Origin of the sequence: Streptococcus infantis (assembly GCF_047464615.1) — a bacterium.
GTDB lineage: Bacteria > Bacillota > Bacilli > Lactobacillales > Streptococcaceae > Streptococcus > Streptococcus infantis_Y.
The window spans coordinates 53,434-71,975 of record NZ_JASHBO010000014.1 but is presented as its reverse complement, the minus strand read 5'-3'; the positions used below and the strand labels follow the sequence as shown (position 1 = coordinate 71,975).

Annotated in this window: 19 protein-coding genes and 1 other annotated feature; of the genes, 15 read left to right on the top strand and 4 right to left on the bottom strand. The window is 41.9% G+C overall.

What is annotated here, in order from left to right; translation table 11 throughout:
- Positions 1–95 (top strand): IS3 family transposase (locus tag QM450_RS08825; protein WP_025173758.1); only part of this gene is annotated, 95 nt, incomplete at its 5' end.
- Between the two features lie 173 nt (positions 96–268).
- Here QM450_RS08825 and QM450_RS08820 read toward each other — a convergent pair.
- Positions 269–802, bottom strand: a complete 534-nt coding sequence (locus QM450_RS08820; protein ID WP_414320332.1) for a TetR/AcrR family transcriptional regulator — start codon at positions 800–802, stop codon at positions 269–271.
- 132 nt (positions 803–934) lie between these two features.
- Here QM450_RS08820 and QM450_RS08815 point away from each other — a divergent pair, with 132 nt between their 5' ends.
- The 3 genes from QM450_RS08815 to QM450_RS08805 all read left to right on the top strand — a co-directional run bounded on the left by QM450_RS08815 (position 935) and on the right by QM450_RS08805 (position 3,461).
- Positions 935–1,825: a cation diffusion facilitator family transporter gene (locus QM450_RS08815; protein WP_414320331.1), complete on the top strand. Its 891-nt coding sequence runs from the start codon at positions 935–937 to the stop codon at positions 1,823–1,825.
- A 244-nt stretch (positions 1,826–2,069) separates the two neighbouring features.
- Positions 2,070–2,423, top strand: coding sequence for a stress response transcriptional regulator NmlR (gene nmlR, locus QM450_RS08810; RefSeq protein WP_414320330.1), 354 nt, complete (start codon positions 2,070–2,072; stop codon positions 2,421–2,423).
- The gene (locus QM450_RS08805; protein ID WP_414320329.1) at positions 2,424–3,461 is read left to right on the top strand and encodes a zinc-binding dehydrogenase; all 1,038 of its coding nucleotides are present in this window, start codon (positions 2,424–2,426) and stop codon (positions 3,459–3,461) included.
- 56 nt (positions 3,462–3,517) lie between these two features.
- Here QM450_RS08805 and QM450_RS08800 read toward each other — a convergent pair whose 3' ends face one another.
- Complete coding sequence (locus tag QM450_RS08800; RefSeq protein WP_414320328.1) at positions 3,518–4,525, bottom strand: LacI family DNA-binding transcriptional regulator; 1,008 nt, start codon at positions 4,523–4,525, stop codon at positions 3,518–3,520.
- A 168-nt stretch (positions 4,526–4,693) separates the two neighbouring features.
- Here QM450_RS08800 and QM450_RS08795 point away from each other — a divergent pair, with 168 nt between their 5' ends.
- The 4 genes from QM450_RS08795 to QM450_RS08780 all read left to right on the top strand — a co-directional run bounded on the left by QM450_RS08795 (position 4,694) and on the right by QM450_RS08780 (position 8,498).
- Complete coding sequence (locus tag QM450_RS08795) at positions 4,694–5,872, top strand: galactokinase (RefSeq protein WP_414320327.1); 1,179 nt, start codon at positions 4,694–4,696, stop codon at positions 5,870–5,872.
- Positions 5,873–5,883: 11 nt separating this feature from the next.
- Positions 5,884–6,543: an HAD family hydrolase gene (locus QM450_RS08790; protein ID WP_414320326.1), complete on the top strand. Its 660-nt coding sequence runs from the start codon at positions 5,884–5,886 to the stop codon at positions 6,541–6,543.
- A complete protein-coding gene (locus QM450_RS08785; RefSeq protein ID WP_414320325.1) occupies positions 6,543–8,024 on the top strand; it encodes a UDP-glucose--hexose-1-phosphate uridylyltransferase in 1,482 nt (493 codons plus the stop codon). Before QM450_RS08790 ends, QM450_RS08785 begins: the two co-directional genes overlap by 1 nt.
- Positions 8,025–8,093: 69 nt before the next feature.
- The gene (locus QM450_RS08780; protein ID WP_414320324.1) at positions 8,094–8,498 is read left to right on the top strand and encodes a PaaI family thioesterase; all 405 of its coding nucleotides are present in this window, start codon (positions 8,094–8,096) and stop codon (positions 8,496–8,498) included.
- A gap of 59 nt (positions 8,499–8,557) precedes the next feature.
- Here QM450_RS08780 and QM450_RS08775 read toward each other — a convergent pair whose 3' ends face one another.
- On the bottom strand, positions 8,558–8,944 hold the full coding sequence (locus QM450_RS08775) for a bleomycin resistance protein (RefSeq protein WP_414320323.1): 387 nt from the start codon (positions 8,942–8,944) through the stop codon (positions 8,558–8,560).
- Positions 8,945–8,955: 11 nt separating this feature from the next.
- Positions 8,956–9,783, bottom strand: a complete 828-nt coding sequence (locus tag QM450_RS08770; RefSeq protein ID WP_414320322.1) for an exodeoxyribonuclease III — start codon at positions 9,781–9,783, stop codon at positions 8,956–8,958.
- Positions 9,784–9,915: 132 nt separating this feature from the next.
- Here QM450_RS08770 and QM450_RS08765 point away from each other — a divergent pair, with 132 nt between their 5' ends.
- The 7 genes from QM450_RS08765 (at position 9,916) to trpB (ending at position 18,286) form a co-directional block, all read left to right on the top strand.
- Positions 9,916–10,371 carry a DUF3290 family protein gene (locus QM450_RS08765; RefSeq protein ID WP_000675345.1) on the top strand — a complete coding sequence of 152 codons (456 nt, stop codon included), beginning with the start codon at positions 9,916–9,918 and terminating at the stop codon, positions 10,369–10,371.
- On the top strand, positions 10,368–11,003 hold the full coding sequence (locus QM450_RS08760; protein WP_414320321.1) for a DUF421 domain-containing protein: 636 nt from the start codon (positions 10,368–10,370) through the stop codon (positions 11,001–11,003). The genes QM450_RS08765 and QM450_RS08760 overlap by 4 nt, the downstream gene beginning before the upstream one ends.
- 54 nt (positions 11,004–11,057) lie before the next feature.
- Entirely contained in the window at positions 11,058–12,803 is a 1,746-nt protein-coding gene (locus tag QM450_RS08755; protein ID WP_414320320.1) for an ABC transporter ATP-binding protein, read from the top strand.
- Complete coding sequence (locus QM450_RS08750; RefSeq protein ID WP_414320319.1) at positions 12,793–14,535, top strand: ABC transporter ATP-binding protein; 1,743 nt, start codon at positions 12,793–12,795, stop codon at positions 14,533–14,535. The genes QM450_RS08755 and QM450_RS08750 overlap by 11 nt, the downstream gene beginning before the upstream one ends.
- A gap of 183 nt (positions 14,536–14,718) precedes the next feature.
- Positions 14,719–15,411 (top strand): sugar transferase, encoded by a 693-nt coding sequence (locus QM450_RS08745; protein WP_414320318.1) that lies wholly within the window; start codon positions 14,719–14,721, stop codon positions 15,409–15,411.
- 42 nt (positions 15,412–15,453) lie between these two features.
- On the top strand, positions 15,454–16,683 hold the full coding sequence (locus QM450_RS08740; RefSeq protein ID WP_414320317.1) for a DegT/DnrJ/EryC1/StrS family aminotransferase: 1,230 nt from the start codon (positions 15,454–15,456) through the stop codon (positions 16,681–16,683).
- A gap of 34 nt (positions 16,684–16,717) precedes the next feature.
- Positions 16,718–16,947, top strand: a binding site (T-box leader).
- A 163-nt stretch (positions 16,948–17,110) separates the two neighbouring features.
- On the top strand, positions 17,111–18,286 hold the full coding sequence (gene trpB / locus QM450_RS08735) for a tryptophan synthase subunit beta (RefSeq protein ID WP_414320316.1): 1,176 nt from the start codon (positions 17,111–17,113) through the stop codon (positions 18,284–18,286).
- The last annotated feature ends 256 nt before the right edge of the window (positions 18,287–18,542 follow it).

Genomic DNA, 18,542 nt, shown 5'->3' with positions numbered 1-18,542 from the left:
TTGTAGACTATATTGATTACTACAACAATAAACGAATTAAGGTAAAACTAAAAGGACTCAGTCCTGTGCAATACAGAACTAAATCCTTTGAATAAATTAATTGTCTAACTTTTTGGGGTCAGTACATCTTGTTTAAGACAAGATAGGGTTTTTGTATTAGATTACAAGCAGTATAAGTGTTAGGAATATGACTAGTGTAATCATACTAATTTAGTGATACTTGTAAAAAGTGCCTATCTAGCTAAAATGAAAGTTATCGTCTTTTTTGCTACTTCATTTCCAAGACGTCCAAGTAAAATCTCACTACTTGATCTTCCTTATAGGATTTTCCTTTTTTGAGCCACCAGGTTAGTGTTTCGATAAAGTTAGTTACGACAAAGTGCTTGAGATAGGAAGTAGGAATATTAGGATAGGAAACTTGCAAGTCCTCTGCTACCATGGGGTAAACATGATGTTCTAGCTCTTTCTGTAATTGACGGAGGAAGTAGTCGTTTTTAGAGAAAAGAAGACTGGTAACGTGGTCTTGGTTTTTCTTAAAATGCGAAAAGATATGAGCTAAATAAGCTTCTATAGTTATATTTTCCTCGCGTTCAAAAAGATGATGAAAGAGATACCGACAGAGCTCATCTAGGAGTAATTCCTTGCTCTCATAGTGACAGTAAAAGGTAGAACGTCCAACATCTGCGAGATCAATGATATCCTGAACAGTAGTAGCCTCGTAGCCCTTAGCATTCAAAAGTTGTAGAAAAGCTTGATAGATGGCTTTTTTTGTTTTACTGATACGGCGGTCAATGTTAGTCATATGGACATTTGAGGCAAATTGTTCAGAACTGAATAAAGCTGACCTTTTGCTTCTATCCTTTCTTTGAGTTTTAGTGGATAATGATAATGAACAAGATGTTCATGAATCTATTATAACAAAGGAATGAGAAATATGAAGGCAAAATATGCTGTTTGGGTGGCTTTTTTCTTAAATTTGACTTATGCTATTGTCGAGTTTATTGCAGGTGGAGTATTTGGTTCGAGCGCTGTTCTTGCTGACTCTGTCCATGATTTGGGAGATGCCATCGCAATTGGTGTATCAGCCGTTCTTGAAACAATTTCCAATCGTGAAGAAGATAGTCACTACACCTTGGGTTACAAACGGTTTAGTCTCTTAGGAGCCTTGGTAACGGCTGTGATTCTCATGACAGGGTCCGTTTTGGTCATTTTGGAAAATATAACAAAACTCTTTCATCCACAAGCGGTCAATGATGAAGGAATCCTCTGGTTAGGAATCATTGCTGTCAGCGTTAATGTAATAGCAAGTCTAGTAGTTCGTAAGGGAAAAACCAAGAATGAGTCTATTTTGAGCCTTCATTTTATAGAAGATACTCTGGGTTGGGTGGCTGTTATCCTAATGGCCATTGTTCTGCGATTTACCGACTGGTATATTCTGGATTCGCTCTTATCTCTGATCATTTCTTTCTTTATTCTCTCAAAAGCTATTCCTCGTTTTTGGTCTACGCTCAAGATTTTCCTTGATGCTGTGCCAGAAGGTGTCGATATCAAGCAAGTCAAGAGTGATTTGGAGCAATTGGACCATGTCGCTAGTATCAATCAGCTTAATCTCTGGACCATGGATGGTTTGGAAAAAAATGCCATTGTCCATGTTTGTCTAAAAGAAATTGAACAGATGGAGGTTTGTAAAGAATCCATTCGAACCCTACTCAAAGATTGTGGTTTTCAAAATATCACCATTGAGGTTGATGCAGACCTAGAAACACACCAAGCCCATAAGCGAAAGGTGTGTGAGTTGGAGAGAAGTTATGAGCATCATCATTAGAAAAAAGTGAAAAATGATTGGGTACTATCTTATTTGGAATAGAGAACTTTCTTTATTATTTAAGTACTTTAAAAGATTGGTAAGTTAAGAGCATTGTACAAACTCCATATACATGAATGCTAATTATAAAAATTTTTCGATTAGATGCCAAATGCTTGACTTAGAGTCAACTCAAAGTTATATAATAAGATAAGTGAGTTAGAATAGCTTAAACTCGGTGAATGAAATGAAAGGAGAATAGCATGTGAACATTAAATCAGCCAGTGATTTGTTGGGAATTTCAGCGGATACGATTCGGTATTATGAACGGGTTGGTCTTGTACCACCGATTACTCGTACTGCAACTGGGATTCGTGATTTTAAAGAACATGACATAGAAGCTCTGGAATTTATTAAGTGTTTTCGTTCGGCAGGTGTCTCGGTAGACAGTTTAGTTGACTATATGTCGCTCTACCAAAAGGGGGATGAAACGAGAGAGGAAAGGCTTGGTATCTTAGAAGAAGAAAAGAAAAAATTAGAGGAGCGCTTGTCTCAGTTACAGGCTGCTTTAAATCGATTAAATCACAAAATTAAACTATACAAGGAAGGAAAATTTTAAATGAAATCAGCAGTTTATACTAAAGCTGGGCAAGTTGGTCTAGCAGAAATTGATCGTCCGAAAATTGAGGCGGCAGATGATGCCATTATTCGCATTGTTCGTGCTTGCGTATGTGGTTCAGACCTATGGAGTTACCGAAATCCAGATATTAAAGCGGGTCACAAAAATAGTGGACACGAAGCAATTGGAATCGTTGAAGAAGTTGGTGAGGCTGTCACTACTGTAAAACCAGGTGACTTTGTCATCGCGCCTTTCACTCATGGTTGTGGAGAGTGTGATGCCTGTCGTGCTGGTTATGATGGGACTTGTGACCGCCATATTGGCACCAACTGGTCAGGTGGTGTCCAGGCTGAGTATATCCGTTTCCACTTTGCCAATTGGGCACTTGTGAAAATCCCAGGTCAACCTTCAGATTATAGTGAAGGCATGCTCAAGTCACTTTTAACACTTGCTGATGTCATGCCGACGGGTTATCATGCGGCGCGTGTGGCTAATGTGCAAAAGGGTGATAAGGTGGTCGTTATCGGGGATGGTGCTGTTGGTCAATGTGCCGTGATTGCAGCTAAGATGCGTGGAGCATCGCAAATTGTCCTTATGAGTCGCCACGAAGACCGTCAAAAGATGGCCTTGGAGTCAGGCGCGACAGCGGTCGTAGCTGAACGTGGTGAAGAAGGCATTGCCAAGGTGCGTGAAATTCTCAGTGGTGGAGCAGATGCAGCTCTTGAGTGTGTTGGTACTGAAGCGGCTGTTGAGCAAGCTCTGGGTGTACTCCACAATGGCGGGCGCATGGGATTTGTCGGTGTGCCTCACTACAATAACCGTGCCCTTGGTTCAACCTTTGCCCAAAATATTTCTGTGGCAGGTGGAGCAGCCTCAGTTACTACTTATGACAAACAAGTTTTGTTAAAAGCCGTCCTTGACGGTGATATCAATCCGGGTCGTGTCTTTACTTCAAGCTATAAACTGGAAGATATCGACCAAGCTTATAAGGACATGGATGAACGCAAGACTATCAAGTCTATGATTGTGATGGATTAAAAAAGAAAATCCTAATGGAGATTTGATTCTCTATTAGGATTTTTTATGTTTAACTATTATCCTTCATGCAAGGTACTTTCTCTTAAAGTCAGTTTGGTTCCAAGCATAGTGAGGCTTGAGATTTTACGGCCGTGAAGGACTTCTCTGTTCAGAATATCCATTCCTGTTCGTCCCATTTCTTCGGTGTAGACTGTAATACTGGAAAGTGGTGGGAACACTTGCTTGGTCAGAATAGTATCATTAAAGGAAATAATGCTGACGCGCTCCGGTATGCTGATGTTGGCTTCTTGGAGGGCGCGAAGGGCACCAATGGCCAAGCTATCACTGGCTGCAAAAAATGCCTGTGGAAGCTTCTCTCCTAATTTTTCGATAGCCTCTTTCATTAAGTCATATCCAGATTGGGCAGTAAATAGACCTTGGAAAACGAATTTCTCGTTATAAATCCCTTTTTCTTGCGTATAGGATTTAAAGTAATCTAAGCGTTTATCTGCGATGACTTCCTCTTGGTCAGTGGTCGTTTCAAGTCCGGATAAGATACCAATCTTTTTAAGCCCATGATCTGTAAAGTAATCAACAACCTGGCTAACAGCATTATAAAAATCTGTAATGACACAGGTATGACCAAGAGCAATCGTATCACTGTCTAAAAATACTAGGGGTTTGTGGTATTCCTCAAATGATGCAATCTGTGCTTGGCTAAATTTCCCAATACAAAGAATACCAATCACTTCCTCACTAAGCGTGAAAGGCTGGTCATTAAAGTAGCGCAAGATGTCGTAATCTAATTCTTGTGCTCTATTTTCAATTCCTAGTCGAATCTGGTAGTAGTAGAGATCTTCTAACTCTCCCTGTTCACTGACCCACTGGATGATAGCGATTTTCTGTTTGAGTTTATGTGATTCACCTGTTTTGAGATGTTTGGTATAGCCTAGTTCTTCTGCGACTGTTAAAATACGATGTCGGGTTTCTTCTGTGACAGATAGACTCTGATCGCGATTGAGGACACGGGATACAGTTGCGATCGAGACAGAGGCTAGCTGAGCAATATCTTTGAGTGTAGCCATAATTCCCCTCCTTTTCAGGTTATTATAGCATATTTTTCTTCCTTTTTACTCATAGTTTAGTAAAATATCGGTAAAAATGTTGACCTAAGCAAAACCCTTGGGTACAATAGAAGAAAACGATTACAGGATAAACTTTTTTACCTAATATTTCGTAAAAGGAGAATTCATATGACACAACATCTTACTGCTGAAGCACTTCGCAAGGATTTTCTTGCTGTTTTTGGTCAAGAAGCGGATCAAACCTTCTTCTCACCAGGCCGTATCAACTTGATTGGGGAGCATACTGACTATAACGGTGGGCATGTTTTCCCAGCTGCTATCTCACTCGGAACTTATGGGGCTGCTCGCAAGCGTGATGACCAAGTTTTGCGTTTCTACTCAGCTAACTTTGAGGATAAAGGCATCATCGAAGTTCCTCTAGCTGACCTTAAGTTTGAGAAAGAGCACAACTGGACCAACTATCCAAAAGGTGTCCTTCATTTCTTGCAAGAAGCTGGGCATGTGATTGACAAAGGTTTTGATTTCTATGTCTTTGGGAATATTCCAAATGGTGCGGGCTTGTCTTCTTCAGCATCTTTGGAGCTTTTGACAGGTGTCGTAGCAGAATACCTCTTTGACCTAAAATTGGATCGTCTAGACTTAGTTAAAATCGGAAAACTGACAGAGAATAACTTTATCGGCGTTAACTCTGGGATTATGGATCAATTTGCTATTGGTATGGGTGCAGACCAACGTGCTATTTACCTAGATACAAATACGTTAGAATACGACTTGGTTCCTCTTGATTTGAAAGACAATGTTGTTGTTATCATGAATACCAACAAACGCCGTGAACTTGCAGATTCTAAATATAATGAACGCCGTGCTGAGTGTGAAAAAGCAGTGGAAGAACTTCAAGTTGCCTTGGATATCCAAACCTTGGGTGAATTAGATGAGTGGGCTTTTGACGAGTACAGCTACCTGATCAAAGACGAAAATCGTTTGAAACGTGCTCGCCACGCAGTTCTTGAAAATCAACGTACTCTTAAAGCGCAAGCAGCACTTCAAGCGGGAGATTTGGAAAAATTTGGTCGTTTGATGAATGCGTCCCATGTTTCTCTTGAGCATGATTATGAAGTGACTGGTTTGGAATTGGATACCCTTGTTCATACTGCATGGGCTCAAGAAGGTGTTCTTGGTGCTCGTATGACAGGAGCAGGTTTTGGTGGTTGTGCCATTGCCCTGGTTCAAAAAGATGCGGTTGAGGCCTTTAAAGAAGCTGTTGGCAAGCACTACGAAGAAGTAGTTGGCTATGCACCAAGCTTCTATATCGCTGAAGTTGCAGGTGGTTCTCGTGTCTTAGATTAGGAGAGAAGGATATGGAAGCTGTAATATTTGATTTAGATGGCTTATTAGCCGATACTGAAATCATTTCTCTAAAAGTTTATCAAGAATTGCTTAGAGATTTTGGAATTCCTTTCACAGAAGAAACTTATTCTAGAGACTACAGTGGACATAGGGAAGAGGAGAATGTTCAACGATTTTTGGATACCTATGATTTACCCTGGAACTTTGACCAAACCTTGGCTAAAGTTTATGAACTGGAAGCTCAAATCTTAGCCAAAGGTGTAAATTTAAAAAAAGGTGCTAAAAATTTGCTCACTTATTTGCAAAAAGAAGGCATTCCAATCGCTTTAGCAACATCGAGTGTTGAATCTCGAGCTAGAATGATATTGGATAGCAATGGTATACTATCACTATTTGACCATTTAGTTTTTTCAAAAGATGTAAAGCGAAGCAAACCTTACCCTGATATATTTTTAAAGGCTTGCAGTGATTTGAACGTTTCACCAGAGAATTGCTTGGTACTAGAGGATAGTGAAGCAGGGATTGAAGCGGCATCTAGAGCTGGGATTCCAGTTATTTGTATTCCTGATTTAAAAATACCAGCACAGTCTTTCTTAAATAAAACAGAACAAGTTTTTCACGATTTGGATGCTGTTAGAGACTATTTAGAAAGTAAGAAGGAGGTTTTCTAGTGACCTTAGTAGAAAAATTTGTTACCAAAGTCATTGCAGAAAGCACCTTTGAAGAGTTGGATCGGATTTATCTGAGCAATCGCGTCTTGGCACTGGTGGGAGATGGAGTTCTTGAAGTTGAGACTGACCAAGATGATTTGATTGAACTAAAAGATCAGCTTGTCGAGGAAGCCGTTCGCTTGGAAACGATTGAAGATAGTCTGGCTGCGCGTGAAATTCTCGGTGCAGACCTCATGGACTTGGTAACCCCTTGTCCAAGTCAGGTCAATCGTGACTTTTGGGCTACCTATGCCCAGTCACCAGAGCAGGCGATTGCGGACTTCTACCAACTCAGTCAGAAGAATGACTACATCAAACTAAAGGCCATCGCAAAGAATATTGCTTATCGTGTTCCGTCTGACTACGGTGAACTGGAGATTACCATCAATCTGTCTAAGCCTGAAAAGGATCCAAAGGAGATTGCGGCAGCCAAGTTAGTCAAGTCTAGTAACTACCCTCAGTGTCAGCTTTGTATGGAAAATGAAGGCTACCATGGACGTGTCAATCATCCAGCTAGAAGCAACCATCGTATTATCCGTTTTGATATTTCTGGGCAGGAGTGGGGCTTCCAATATTCGCCCTATGCTTACTTTAATGAGCACTGTATTTTCCTAGACAGCAAGCATCGTCCTATGGCCATTAGTCGCCAAAGTTTTGAACGTTTGTTAGCAATTGTGGAGCAATTCCCAGGCTACTTTGCTGGTTCAAATGCGGACTTACCAATTGTGGGGGGGTCTATTCTCACCCATGACCACTATCAGGGAGGACGTCACGTATTTCCCATGGAATTGGCTCCCTTGCAGAAGACTTTCTCTTTTGCTGGTTTTGAATCAGTCAAAGCAGGAATTGTTCAATGGCCTATGTCTGTGATTCGATTGACCTCAGATTCAAAAGACGATTTGACCAATCTTGCTGAGAAAATCTTACTTTCTTGGCGTCAATACTCAGATCCAAGGGTGCAAGTCTTGGCAGAAAGTAATGGGACACCACACCATACTATTACACCGATTGCTCGTAAACGTGACGGTCAGCTTGAGTTTGACTTGGTCTTGCGGGACAATCAGACATCGGCAGAGAATCCTGATGGAATCTATCATCCCCACAAGGATGTCCAACATATCAAGAAGGAAAATATCGGCTTGATTGAGGTGATGGGCTTAGCCATCTTGCCACCACGCTTGAAGGAAGAAGTGGAGCAGGTAGCAGCTTACCTAGTCGGAGATAATGTTCCAGTTGCAGCTTATCACCAAGAATGGGCGGATGAATTGAAAGAATCCAATCCTGGATTGACTGACAAAGACCAAGCTCTTAATATCGTCCAAGAATCTGTTGGAAAAATCTTTGCTCGAGTTTTGGAAGATGCAGGAGTTTACAAGCAAACCGAAGAAGGACAAGCAGCCTTTATGCGCTTTGTGGAGCAGGTTGGTATTTTGCCCGAATAAGTGCTTCTCTCTTGCGTAGAGTCTTGAAAAGTAGTATCATAGTGTCGTTTGAAATATCAGGAGGAAAGTATGAAAGATTTTCACTTTGACGCTATATCTGCCTTTGAAAACTACGAAATTGAAAAAATGAGAGATGGTCACGTTGTGGTGACGACAAAAGTAGTGGACTCCTCACTCAACTATTATGGCAATGCCCATGGAGGCTATCTATTTACCCTTTGTGACCAAATCAGTGGTCTTGTGGTGATTTCGCTTGGCTTAGATGGGGTGACGCTCCAGTCTTCCATTAACTATTTGAAAGCTGGAAATCTAGGGGACCTTCTCACTATCAAAGGGGAATGTGTCCATCAAGGACGCACCACTTGTGTCGTCGATGTTGATATCACCAACCAAGATGGCCGAAATGTCTGCAAGGCAACCTTCACCATGTTTGTCACAGGACAACGATCTGAAGATAGACAGGTGAGGATATAGGAAACATAAAAAAGAGGCTCAAGCCTCTTTTTTATTTCTTTTTCCACTGTAGTGTTATGCTATTCACTAAATCTTAAAAAATAGCCATCTGGGTCTAAAACTGCAAATTCATGAGGATAGATATATTGTTCACCAACACGAAATTCTCTTTTGGTCAAAGGACGATGAATAGGACAGTTAGACTCTATTACTTTCTGATAGAGTCGAGGGACATCCTCTATGCCGAAGGAGATGTTGATTCCACGACCAAAGGGGTAGTTTAGTTCAGCTAGTTCCTCCTTACTCCCCTCCTCTAGCATTAGTTGGCAATCTTCAAGCGATAAGAAGAGAAAGTTTTCTTCTGGTCGTTCGTATTCGATGGTAAAACCCAACAAATCACAGTAGAAGGAACGGGACTGTTCTATATTTGAGACCATAAACTCGGGAATAACTGCATTGTAGTCCATAAAGAAAATCCTTATAATTCAATCTCCAAGACAATCGGTGTATGGTCTTGGCGTGCTCCTGAGTCAATCATGTCTGACTTGGTAACCTTGTCTGCTACACGGTTACTTGTGAGCCAGTAGTCGATTCTCCAGCCTGTGTTGTTGATTTTTGAAGTCTTGCTGCGTTGTGCCCACCAAGTGTAGCGTTCTGGAACATCGCCATGGACATGGCGGAAGGTGTCAGTAAATCCTTTGGCTAAAAGGTTTGTAAATCCTTCACGTTCTTCGTCTGTGAAACCTGGTGAACGGCGGTTGCTGGCTGGGTTGGCAAGGTCAATTTCCTTGTGGGCAACGTTGTAGTCTCCAGTTGCTAGGACAGGCTTTTTCTTGTCTAGTTGAGCCAAGTATTCCGCATATTTGACGTCCCAAACTTGACGTTCCTCCAAGCGTTTGAGCCCATCCCCAGCATTTGGTGTGTAGACCTGAGTCACGAAAAATGTATCAAATTCCAAAGTAATGATGCGGCCTTCCAAGTCCATGGTAGAAGGTGCGCCAATTTCTGGGAAGCTAACAGTTGGAGTGAGTTCTTTCTTATAGAGGAACATGGTTCCAGCATAGCCTTTACGGGCAGGCTCTTGAGAGGAACGCCAGGTATTTTCGTAGGCTGGGAAGAGTTCTTCCAGTACCTCAAGGTGTTTTTTAGTAGGACCTTTAGCTGAAAGCTTGGTTTCTTGGATGGCGATAATATCAGCATCTTCGGCTACCAAAGTTTGGAGAACGTCTTGTGACAATTTCGCACGCGCAGAGTCACTCGTCAACGCTGCATTGAGGGAATCAATATTCCATGAGATTAGTTTCATAGTGTGTACCTTTTCATTCAGATTATAGACAATATTATACCAGAAAAGAATACATTTCCCCAACGTATAGTTTGAAAAATCAAGGTCATTCCTTTATAATAAAGAATGATTTATGTAAAGGATTGAAAATAAATGAAATTTTACTCATATGAATATGTCTTGAGCCAGATTGGCCAACAAAATAGTGTCATGATTGGCTTTGGAGTATTCTTGCTTGCCATCACTGGATTTTTTGCTTTTAAGGCTTACCGCGACCATCGAGGAACCAAGTTTCGCGAGTTGGTGATGATCTCGTCTTTGGCTTTACTGGCTGTCATTCTCGGTATTATATCTACTTATCAGTCAAATCAAGCTTCCAACAACCAATTTCAAACTTCACTTCACTTTATAGAAGTTGTTTCTGAGGATTTAGGGGTGGATAAATCAGAGGTCTACGTCAATACTTCTGCAACGACAGATGGTGCCCTTCTCAAGGTAGGAGACAAATTCTACCGTGCCTTAAGCGGCAGTGAGCCGGATAAATATCTCTTGGAAAAACTTGACTTGTATCAAACAAGTGACATTGAATTAGTGGAGGCAAACAAATGACATTTAACTATATCGAAATTCTGATTAAACTGGCTTTAGGTCTTGTATCTCTTGTCTTTGTTATCAACGTGACAGGGAAGGGAAATCTAGCGCCCAACTCAGCAATTGACCAAATCCAAAACTATGTTCTTGGGGGAATCATCGGTGGGGTTATCTATAATAGCTCTATTACCATCCTTCAGTATGCAGTTATCTTGATTATGTGGACGATTTTAGTTTTGCTTCTCAAGTGGTTAACTAATAACGTTGGCTTTGTAAAACAAATGATTGACGGGAAACCAACTATGCTCATCAAAAATGGGGAAATCGATCCAGAAGCCTGTCGATCTGTTGGCTTATCAGCTTCTGACGTAGCCCTTAAACTTCGTAGTCAAGGTATCTTCCAGCTTAAAGAAGTTAAGCGTGCTGTCCAAGAGCAAAACGGTCAGCTCATCGTGGTACAAAATGGAGATGAAAATCCTAAGTTTCCTGTCATCACAGATGGTGTCATTCAGTCGGATGTCCTCGATACTCTCAGCTTAACGGAAGAATGGCTCCTAGATCATCTGAATAAGCAAGGGTATGATAATGTGGCCAATATCTTTATCGCTGAGTATGATAAGGGTCAACTAAGCGTCGTCACCTATGAATAAGAAAAACCTGGGGTTCATGCCTCAGGTTTCCATTTGTCATTAGAAAGGAATTTTATGTCTATCATCCAAAAACTCTGGTGGTTTTTTAAGTTAGAAAAACGTCGTTACCTAGTTGGAATTGTAGCTCTGATTTTAGTCTCTGTGCTTAACCTCATCCCACCTATGGTTATGGGGCGCGTGATCGATGCCATCACTTCGGGACTATTAACACAGGATGAGCTCCTGCTTCATATCTTTTATCTCCTGCTGGCAGCTTTCGGAATGTACTATCTGCGTTATGTTTGGCGCATGTATATCCTGGGGACCTCCTACCGACTAGGACAAATCATGCGTTCAAGACTATTTGAACATTTTACAAGGATGTCTCCCGCTTTTTATCAGAGTTATCGGACTGGGGATTTGATGGCTCACGCAACCAATGATATCAATGCTCTGACTCGTTTAGCAGGTGGTGGTGTCATGATGGCAGTGGATGCCTCTATCACAGCCTTGGTGACTCTCTTGACTATGCTCTTTAGCATTTCTTGGCAGATGACCTTGGTTGCTATTCTACCTTTGCCGTTTATGGCCTATGGGACTAGTCGTCTGGGGAGAAAGACCCATAAGGCTTTCGGAGAATCACAAGCAGCCTTTTCTGAACTTAATAATAAGGTTCAGGAGTCTGTATCAGGTATAAAGGTAACCAAGTCCTTTGGCTATCAGTCTGATGAATTGGCATCTTTTCAGGAAGTTAATGATTTGACCTTCCAAAAGAATCTGCAAACCATGAAATATGATAGCCTCTTTGACCCGATGGTTTTGCTCTTTGTTGGTTCTTCTTATGCCTTAACTCTCTTAGTTGGTGCCTTTATGGTGCAAGCAGGACAGGTAACTGTTGGTAATCTTGTCACCTTTATCTCTTACTTGGATATGTTGGTCTGGCCCTTGATGGCCATTGGTTTCCTCTTTAATATCACTCAGAGAGGAAAAGTTTCCTACCAACGGATTGAGAGTCTCTTGTCTCAAAAATCACCTGTCAAAGACCCAGAATCTCCACTTGACGGAATTGAAAACGGGCGTTTGGACTATGCCATTGATAGTTTCGCCTTTGAAGACGAGGAGACGCTGCGAGATATTTACTTTAGTCTTGAAAAAGGGCAAACTCTAGGCTTGGTTGGGCAAACTGGTTCAGGAAAAACAGCTCTGATTAAGTTGCTCCTACGTGAGTATGATGTTGACCAAGGAGCTATTTATCTAAATGGTCATGACATTCGTGACTATCGACTAGCTGACTTACGAAGTTTGATGGGATATGTCCCACAGGACCAATTTCTCTTTGCTAGCTCTATCTTAGAGAATATTTGTTTTGGAAATCCCGACCTACCTTTCTCAGAAGTAGAAGAAGCGACTCAGTCGGCTCAAGTCTATCAAGACATTCAAGCTATGCCCCAGGGATTTGATACGGTTATCGGCGAAAAAGGTGTGAGTTTGTCTGGTGGACAAAAGCAACGTCTGGCCATGAGTCGGGCTATGATTCTAAATCCTGATATCTTGATTTTAGATGATTCCTTATCGGCGGTAGATGCCAAAACAGAGTTCGCTATTATCGATAATCTCAAGGAAACTCGCAAGGACAAGACAACCATTATCACTGCCCATCGACTCAGTGCAGTTGTCCATGCGGATTTGATTTTGGTCATGCAAAATGGCCGCATCATTGAACGAGGCAGACATGAAGACTTACTAGCCTTGGATGGTTGGTACGCACAAACCTACCAGTCACAACAATTAGAAATGAAAGGAGAAGAAGATGCGCAATAAACAAGAACAATGGACTGTATTGAAACGCTTGTTGTCCTATCTAAAGCCCTATGGTTTCCTAACCTTTTTAGCCTTAGCTTTTCTCCTTACGACGACTGTTATCAAGAGTATCATCCCCTTGGTAGCTTCGCACTTTATCGACCAGTATCTGCATAATATCAACCAGCTTGCCATTACAGTTTTGCTAGCCTACTATGGTCTTTACATCCTTCAAACCATTGTCCAATATGTAGGGAACCTCCTCTTTGCGCGTGTGTCCTACAGCATTGTTAGAGACATTCGACGTGATGCCTTTGCCAATATGGAAAAACTAGGCATGTCTTATTTTGATAAAACACCAGCAGGTTCCATCGTTTCTCGTTTGACCAATGACACAGAGACTATAAGTGATATGTTCTCAGGGATCTTGTCTAGCTTTATCTCAGCAGTCTTTATCTTTGTGACAACCCTTTATACCATGCTCGTTTTGGACTATCGTCTGACAGCTTTAGTATTGCTCTTTCTACCTTTGATTTTCCTTTTGGTCAATCTCTACCGTAAAAAATCGGTCAAGGTCATTGAAAAAACCAGAAGTCTCTTGTCAGATATTAACAGCAAGCTGGCAGAAAATATCGAAGGAATTCGCATTATTCAAGCCTTTAATCAAGAAAAACGTCTGCAAGAAGAGTTTGATGAGATAAATCAGGAACATCTGGTCTACGCTAACCGTTCGGTTGCCCTAGATTCCCTCTTCTTACGGCCGGCTATGAGCTTACTGAAGCTTTTGGGCTATGCAGTTTTGATGGCTTACTTTGGTTATCGTGGTCTTTATATGGGAATAACAGCAGGAACCATGTATGCCTTTATCCAGTACATCAATCGTCTCTTTGATCCTCTCATCGAGGTAACACAAAATTTTTCTACCCTTCAGACATCTATGGTTTCAGCAGGTCGCGTCTTTGCACTAATCGATGAGTCCAACTATGAACCGGTCCAAGAAAATGGCCAAGCCGAGATTCAAGAAGGGAATATTCGCTTTGAGCATGTGTCCTTCTCTTATGATGGAAAACACCAAATTCTCGATGATATTTCCTTTACAGTCAATAAAGGTGAAACCATCGCCTTTGTCGGACATACTGGCTCTGGGAAATCTTCTATCATCAATGTTCTCATGCGCTTTTATGAATTTCAGTCTGGTCGAGTTCTCCTTGATGGTGTGGATATTCGTAAGTATAGTCAAGAGGAGTTGAGAAAAAATATCGGTCTGGTCCTACAGGAACCTTTCCTCTATCATGGGACCATCAAGTCCAATATCGCTATGTACCAAGATATCAGCGATGACCAGGTTAAGGCTGCGGCAGAATTTGTAGATGCAGATTCTTTCATTCAGAATCTTCCCTTAGGCTATGATGCCCCTGTTTCCGAACGAGGTTCGAGCTTTTCTACTGGCCAGCGTCAGCTTCTTGCCTTTGCTAGAACAGTCGCCAGTCAGCCTAAAATCTTGATTTTGGATGAAGCGACAGCCAATATTGACTCTGAAACAGAAAGCTTGGTTCAAGCTTCTCTGGCTAAGATGAGACAGGGGCGGACAACCATTGCCATCGCTCACCGCCTTTCTACCATTCAAGATGCCAACTGTATCTACGTATTGGACAAGGGGCGCATTATCGAGAGCGGAACCCATGAGGAACTTTTGGGATTGGGAGGAACCTATCACAAGATGTATAGTTTGCAGGCAGGTGCCATGTCTTAATACTCTTTGAAAATCTCTTAAAACCAGATCAGCTTTATCTGCAACCTAAAAGCTGTACTTTGATTTTTATTGAGTATCAGAAGGAAATTCTTCAAATTACAGATTTCTTTCACCGCCTTTTCCATTTTGTGGTATAATGAAAAATGTTGACAAATAGTATAATAAAAACAAAGGAGAAACAGCATGCTGAAATGGGAAGACTTGCCCGTGGAAATGAAATCAAGCGAGGTTGAGTCTTACTACCAGCTTGTCTCTAAAAGGAAGGAATCGCTGATTTTCAAGCGTTGCTTGGACTGGGTTTTGGCCTTGGTTGTACTAGTTCTAACCTCTCCCATCTTTCTCATCTTGAGTATTTGGATCAAGTTGGATAGCAAGGGGCCAGTGATTTATAAGCAAGAGCGGGTGACCCAGTACAATCGACCTTTCAAGATTTGGAAGTTCCGTACCATGGTGACGGATGCGGATAAAAAAGGGAGTCTGGTGACTTCAGCTAACGATAGTCGTATTACCAAGGTTGGCAATTTCATCCGCCGTGTGCGTTTGGACGAACTGCCTCAGCTGGTCAATGTCCTTAAAGGTGAGATGTCTTTTGTCGGTACACGACCTGAAGTGCCACGCTACACAGAGCAGTATAGCCCTGAAATGATGGCGACCTTGCTTTTGCCAGCAGGAATTACCTCTCCAGCCAGCATCAACTACAAGGATGAGGACACTATCATCAGTCAAATGACCGAAAAAGGCCTGTCAGTTGACCAAGCCTATGTCGAACACGTCCTCCCTGAAAAGATGCGCTATAACCTCGCCTATCTCCGAGAGTTTAGTTTCCTTGGAGACATCAAAATCATGTTTCAAACCGTGTTTGAAGTGCTAAAATAAAGTAGTCATGAGAAAATGAGTACAGATAAAAGGAGCAAATCAATGCCAAATTACAATATTCCATTTTCACCACCCGATATTACGGAAGCTGAAATTGCTGAAGTAGCGGATACCCTGCGTTCTGGTTGGATTACAACAGGTCCTAAGACAAAAGAACTGGAGCGTCGCTTGTCTCAATACACACAGACGCCTAAGACTGTTTGCCTAAATTCTGCAACTGCCGCTCTCGAGTTGATTTTGCGCGTCTTGGAAGTGGGACCTGGTGATGAAGTCATCGTTCCAGCCATGACCTATACAGCTTCATGTAGTGTTATCACTCACGTAGGGGCGACCCCTGTCATGGTGGATATCCAAGCAGATACTTTTGAAATGGACTATGACTTGCTTGAGCAAGCTATCACTGAAAAGACTAAAGTGATTATCCCAGTAGAACTTGCAGGGATTGTTTGCGATTATGACCGTTTGTTCCAAGTTGTGGAAAAGAAACGTGATCTTTTTGCTGCTTCAAGCAAGTGGCAACAGGCCTTTAATCGTATCGTGATTGTTTCTGATAGTGCCCATGCTTTGGGATCAACTTATAAAGGGCAACCTGCTGGTTCTATCGCTGACTTTACTTCCTTCTCATTCCATGCCGTTAAGAATTTTACAACGGCAGAAGGAGGAAGTGCTACTTGGAAGGCCAATCCAGCGATTGACGACGAAGAGATGTACAAGGAATTCCAAATTCTTTCCCTTCATGGTCAAACTAAGGATGCCCTAGCCAAGATGCAACTGGGTTCATGGGAATACGATATCGTCACACCAGCCTACAAGTGCAATATGACAGATATCATGGCTTCGCTTGGTTTGGTACAATTGGACCGTTACCCTGGTTTACTAGAACGTCGTAAGGACATTGTGGACCTCTATGATCGTGGTTTTGCAGGTTCTCGCATCCATCCTTTGGCACACAAGACTGATACTGTAGAATCTTCACGCCACCTCTACATCACCCATGTAGAAGGAGCGAGCTTAGAGGAACGCAATCTTATCATCCAAGAATTAGCTAAAGCAGGAATTGCAAGTAACGTCCACTACAAACCGCTTCCGCTCTTGACAGCCTATAAGAATCTTGGCTTTGATATGGCGAATTATCCTAAGGCTTATGCCTTCTTTGAAAATGAAATTACGCTTCCTCTTCACACTAAATTAAGTGATGAAGAAGTGGATTATATCATTGAGACTTTCAAAACAGTTTCTGAAAAAGTACTAGCTTCATCAAAAAAATTGTAAAAAAGTCTTGACAAAGAAAAAACAAAGTATTAAAATAAGTTCAATAAATCAGAAAAGTAACTATTTTTGATCTTCAGGGAGCCTGTGGTGATTGTGAACAGGTGGTTGGAAGTAGTGAAAGTGGGCTGATTTTAAAAATGAATTTGAAACAATGAAAATTCGGTGCGCACACCTTACAGTGCAACTTGTTGTTAGACAAGGCAGAGATGTAAAGGGATAGTCCCTTTATAATTGAGGTGGCACCGCGTTACCAACGCCCTCACACGGAATTTAATTCTGTGTGTGGGCTTTTTTCTATCCGTCGTTTTGTTTATCTTTTATTAGGGCGTTAAGTCGCTTTGATGAACTTGAGTTCTATCTACAGCTCCTTGCCTACTACTAAAAGCAAACAAAAAGGCCGGATTCATACAGAAAGAGGAAAAATTTTATGACAACTAAAGGTTATTTTGGACAATTTGGTGGTAGTTTTGTACCGGAGCCGATTCAGGCTTTGTTGGATGAGTTGGAAGTGACATTTGAAAAGTACAAGGATGATCCAGAATTTTTGGCAGAATTTCGCCATTACTTGAAGGACTATTCAGGTCGCGAAACACCGCTCTATTTTGCGGAAAGTTTGACAGACCACTTAGGTGGCGCTAAGATTTATCTCAAGCGCGAAGACCTTAACCACCTTGGTTCTCACAAGCTCAACAATGTTTTAGGACAAATTCTTTTGGCCAAACGTATGGGCAAAAAACGAGTGATTGCGGAAACAGGAGCTGGTCAGCACGGTGTTGCGACAGCAGCGGCTGCAGCCAAGTTTGGTATGGCCTGTGATGTCTACATGGGAGCAGAGGATGTGGAACGTCAACGTCTCAATGTTTTCCGTATGGAGATGATGGGAGCAACTGTTCACGCAGTTGAAACTGGTACTCGTACCCTTAAAGATGCGGTTGACGCAGCCTTTGGAGCATGGATGAATGACCTTGATGCTTTCTACGTTTTAGGATCTGCTGTTGGACCTCATCCTTATCCAACGATTGTTCATGAATTCCAAAAAGTTATTAGTGAAGAGTCTCGACGTCAGATCTTGGAAAAAGAAGGACGTTTGCCAGACTACGTCATTGCCTGTGTGGGTGGTGGTTCTAATGCCATCGGTGCCTTCTCGCAGTATGTAGCTGATGAAGAAGTTAAATTGGTTGGGGTAGAAGCTGCTGGTCATGGTTTAGATACCGATAAACACGCGGCAACAATGACCAAGGGTAGTGTAGGAATTGTCGATGGAATGAAAACCTATGCAGTCTTTGGTGAAGATGGAAATGTTGCACCTGTTTACTCTATCTCTGCTGGTTTAGACTATCCAGGGGTTGGACCAGAACACGCCTTCTTTAAAGACTCTGGTCGTGTAGAGTATGTTGCAGCGACTGATGAAGAAGCTGTCCAAGCCTTGCTTTTACTTAGCAAGACTGAAGGAATCATCCCAGCTATTGAGAGTTCCCATGCTATCGCAGAAGCAGTCAAACGAGCACCAAAACTAAGTAAAGATGAGATTATCATCATCAATGTCTCTGGTCGTGGAGACAAGGACGTAGCTGCTATTGCAGACTACCTTGAAGCTAAATAATAAAAGATGGAAAAATTATAGCTGTTTCTCTCTCAGAGAGCTTGTGGTTGCTGAAAACAAGCAGAGAAAGTTATAAGGGTGGGTCTGTCTGAAATGAGAGAAGAAAACATGATTCTCAAGGGAGTGCCCTTTATCGCACAGCCTGTTACAGGAGCTATCTGAGACAGGAATGAGAGATAGGAGAAATCCTATAATTGAGGTGGCACCGCGAATTTCGTCCTCACGCAAGTTATTTTGCGTGGGGATTTTTTGTAGA

Excerpts from the sequence above, each read along its gene's own strand:
- QM450_RS08750 (WP_414320319.1), top strand. The coding sequence starts at position 12,793 with ATGCGCAATAAACAAGAACAATGGACTGTATTGAAACGCTTGTTGTCC.
- QM450_RS08755 (WP_414320320.1), top strand. The coding sequence starts at position 11,058 with ATGTCTATCATCCAAAAACTCTGGTGGTTTTTTAAGTTAGAAAAACGT.
- QM450_RS08805 (WP_414320329.1), top strand. The coding sequence starts at position 2,424 with ATGAAATCAGCAGTTTATACTAAAGCTGGGCAAGTTGGTCTAGCAGAA.
- QM450_RS08800 (WP_414320328.1), bottom strand. The coding sequence starts at position 4,525 with ATGGCTACACTCAAAGATATTGCTCAGCTAGCCTCTGTCTCGATCGCA.
- QM450_RS08815 (WP_414320331.1), top strand. The coding sequence starts at position 935 with ATGAAGGCAAAATATGCTGTTTGGGTGGCTTTTTTCTTAAATTTGACT.
- QM450_RS08780 (WP_414320324.1), top strand. The coding sequence starts at position 8,094 with ATGAAAGATTTTCACTTTGACGCTATATCTGCCTTTGAAAACTACGAA.
- QM450_RS08765 (WP_000675345.1), top strand. The coding sequence starts at position 9,916 with ATGAAATTTTACTCATATGAATATGTCTTGAGCCAGATTGGCCAACAA.
- QM450_RS08820 (WP_414320332.1), bottom strand. The coding sequence starts at position 802 with ATGACTAACATTGACCGCCGTATCAGTAAAACAAAAAAAGCCATCTAT.
- QM450_RS08790 (WP_414320326.1), top strand. The coding sequence starts at position 5,884 with ATGGAAGCTGTAATATTTGATTTAGATGGCTTATTAGCCGATACTGAA.
- QM450_RS08740 (WP_414320317.1), top strand. The coding sequence starts at position 15,454 with ATGCCAAATTACAATATTCCATTTTCACCACCCGATATTACGGAAGCT.
- QM450_RS08775 (WP_414320323.1), bottom strand. The coding sequence starts at position 8,944 with ATGGACTACAATGCAGTTATTCCCGAGTTTATGGTCTCAAATATAGAA.
- QM450_RS08760 (WP_414320321.1), top strand. The coding sequence starts at position 10,368 with ATGACATTTAACTATATCGAAATTCTGATTAAACTGGCTTTAGGTCTT.
- QM450_RS08795 (WP_414320327.1), top strand. The coding sequence starts at position 4,694 with ATGACACAACATCTTACTGCTGAAGCACTTCGCAAGGATTTTCTTGCT.
- trpB (WP_414320316.1), top strand. The coding sequence starts at position 17,111 with ATGACAACTAAAGGTTATTTTGGACAATTTGGTGGTAGTTTTGTACCG.
- QM450_RS08745 (WP_414320318.1), top strand. The coding sequence starts at position 14,719 with ATGCTGAAATGGGAAGACTTGCCCGTGGAAATGAAATCAAGCGAGGTT.
- QM450_RS08770 (WP_414320322.1), bottom strand. The coding sequence starts at position 9,783 with ATGAAACTAATCTCATGGAATATTGATTCCCTCAATGCAGCGTTGACG.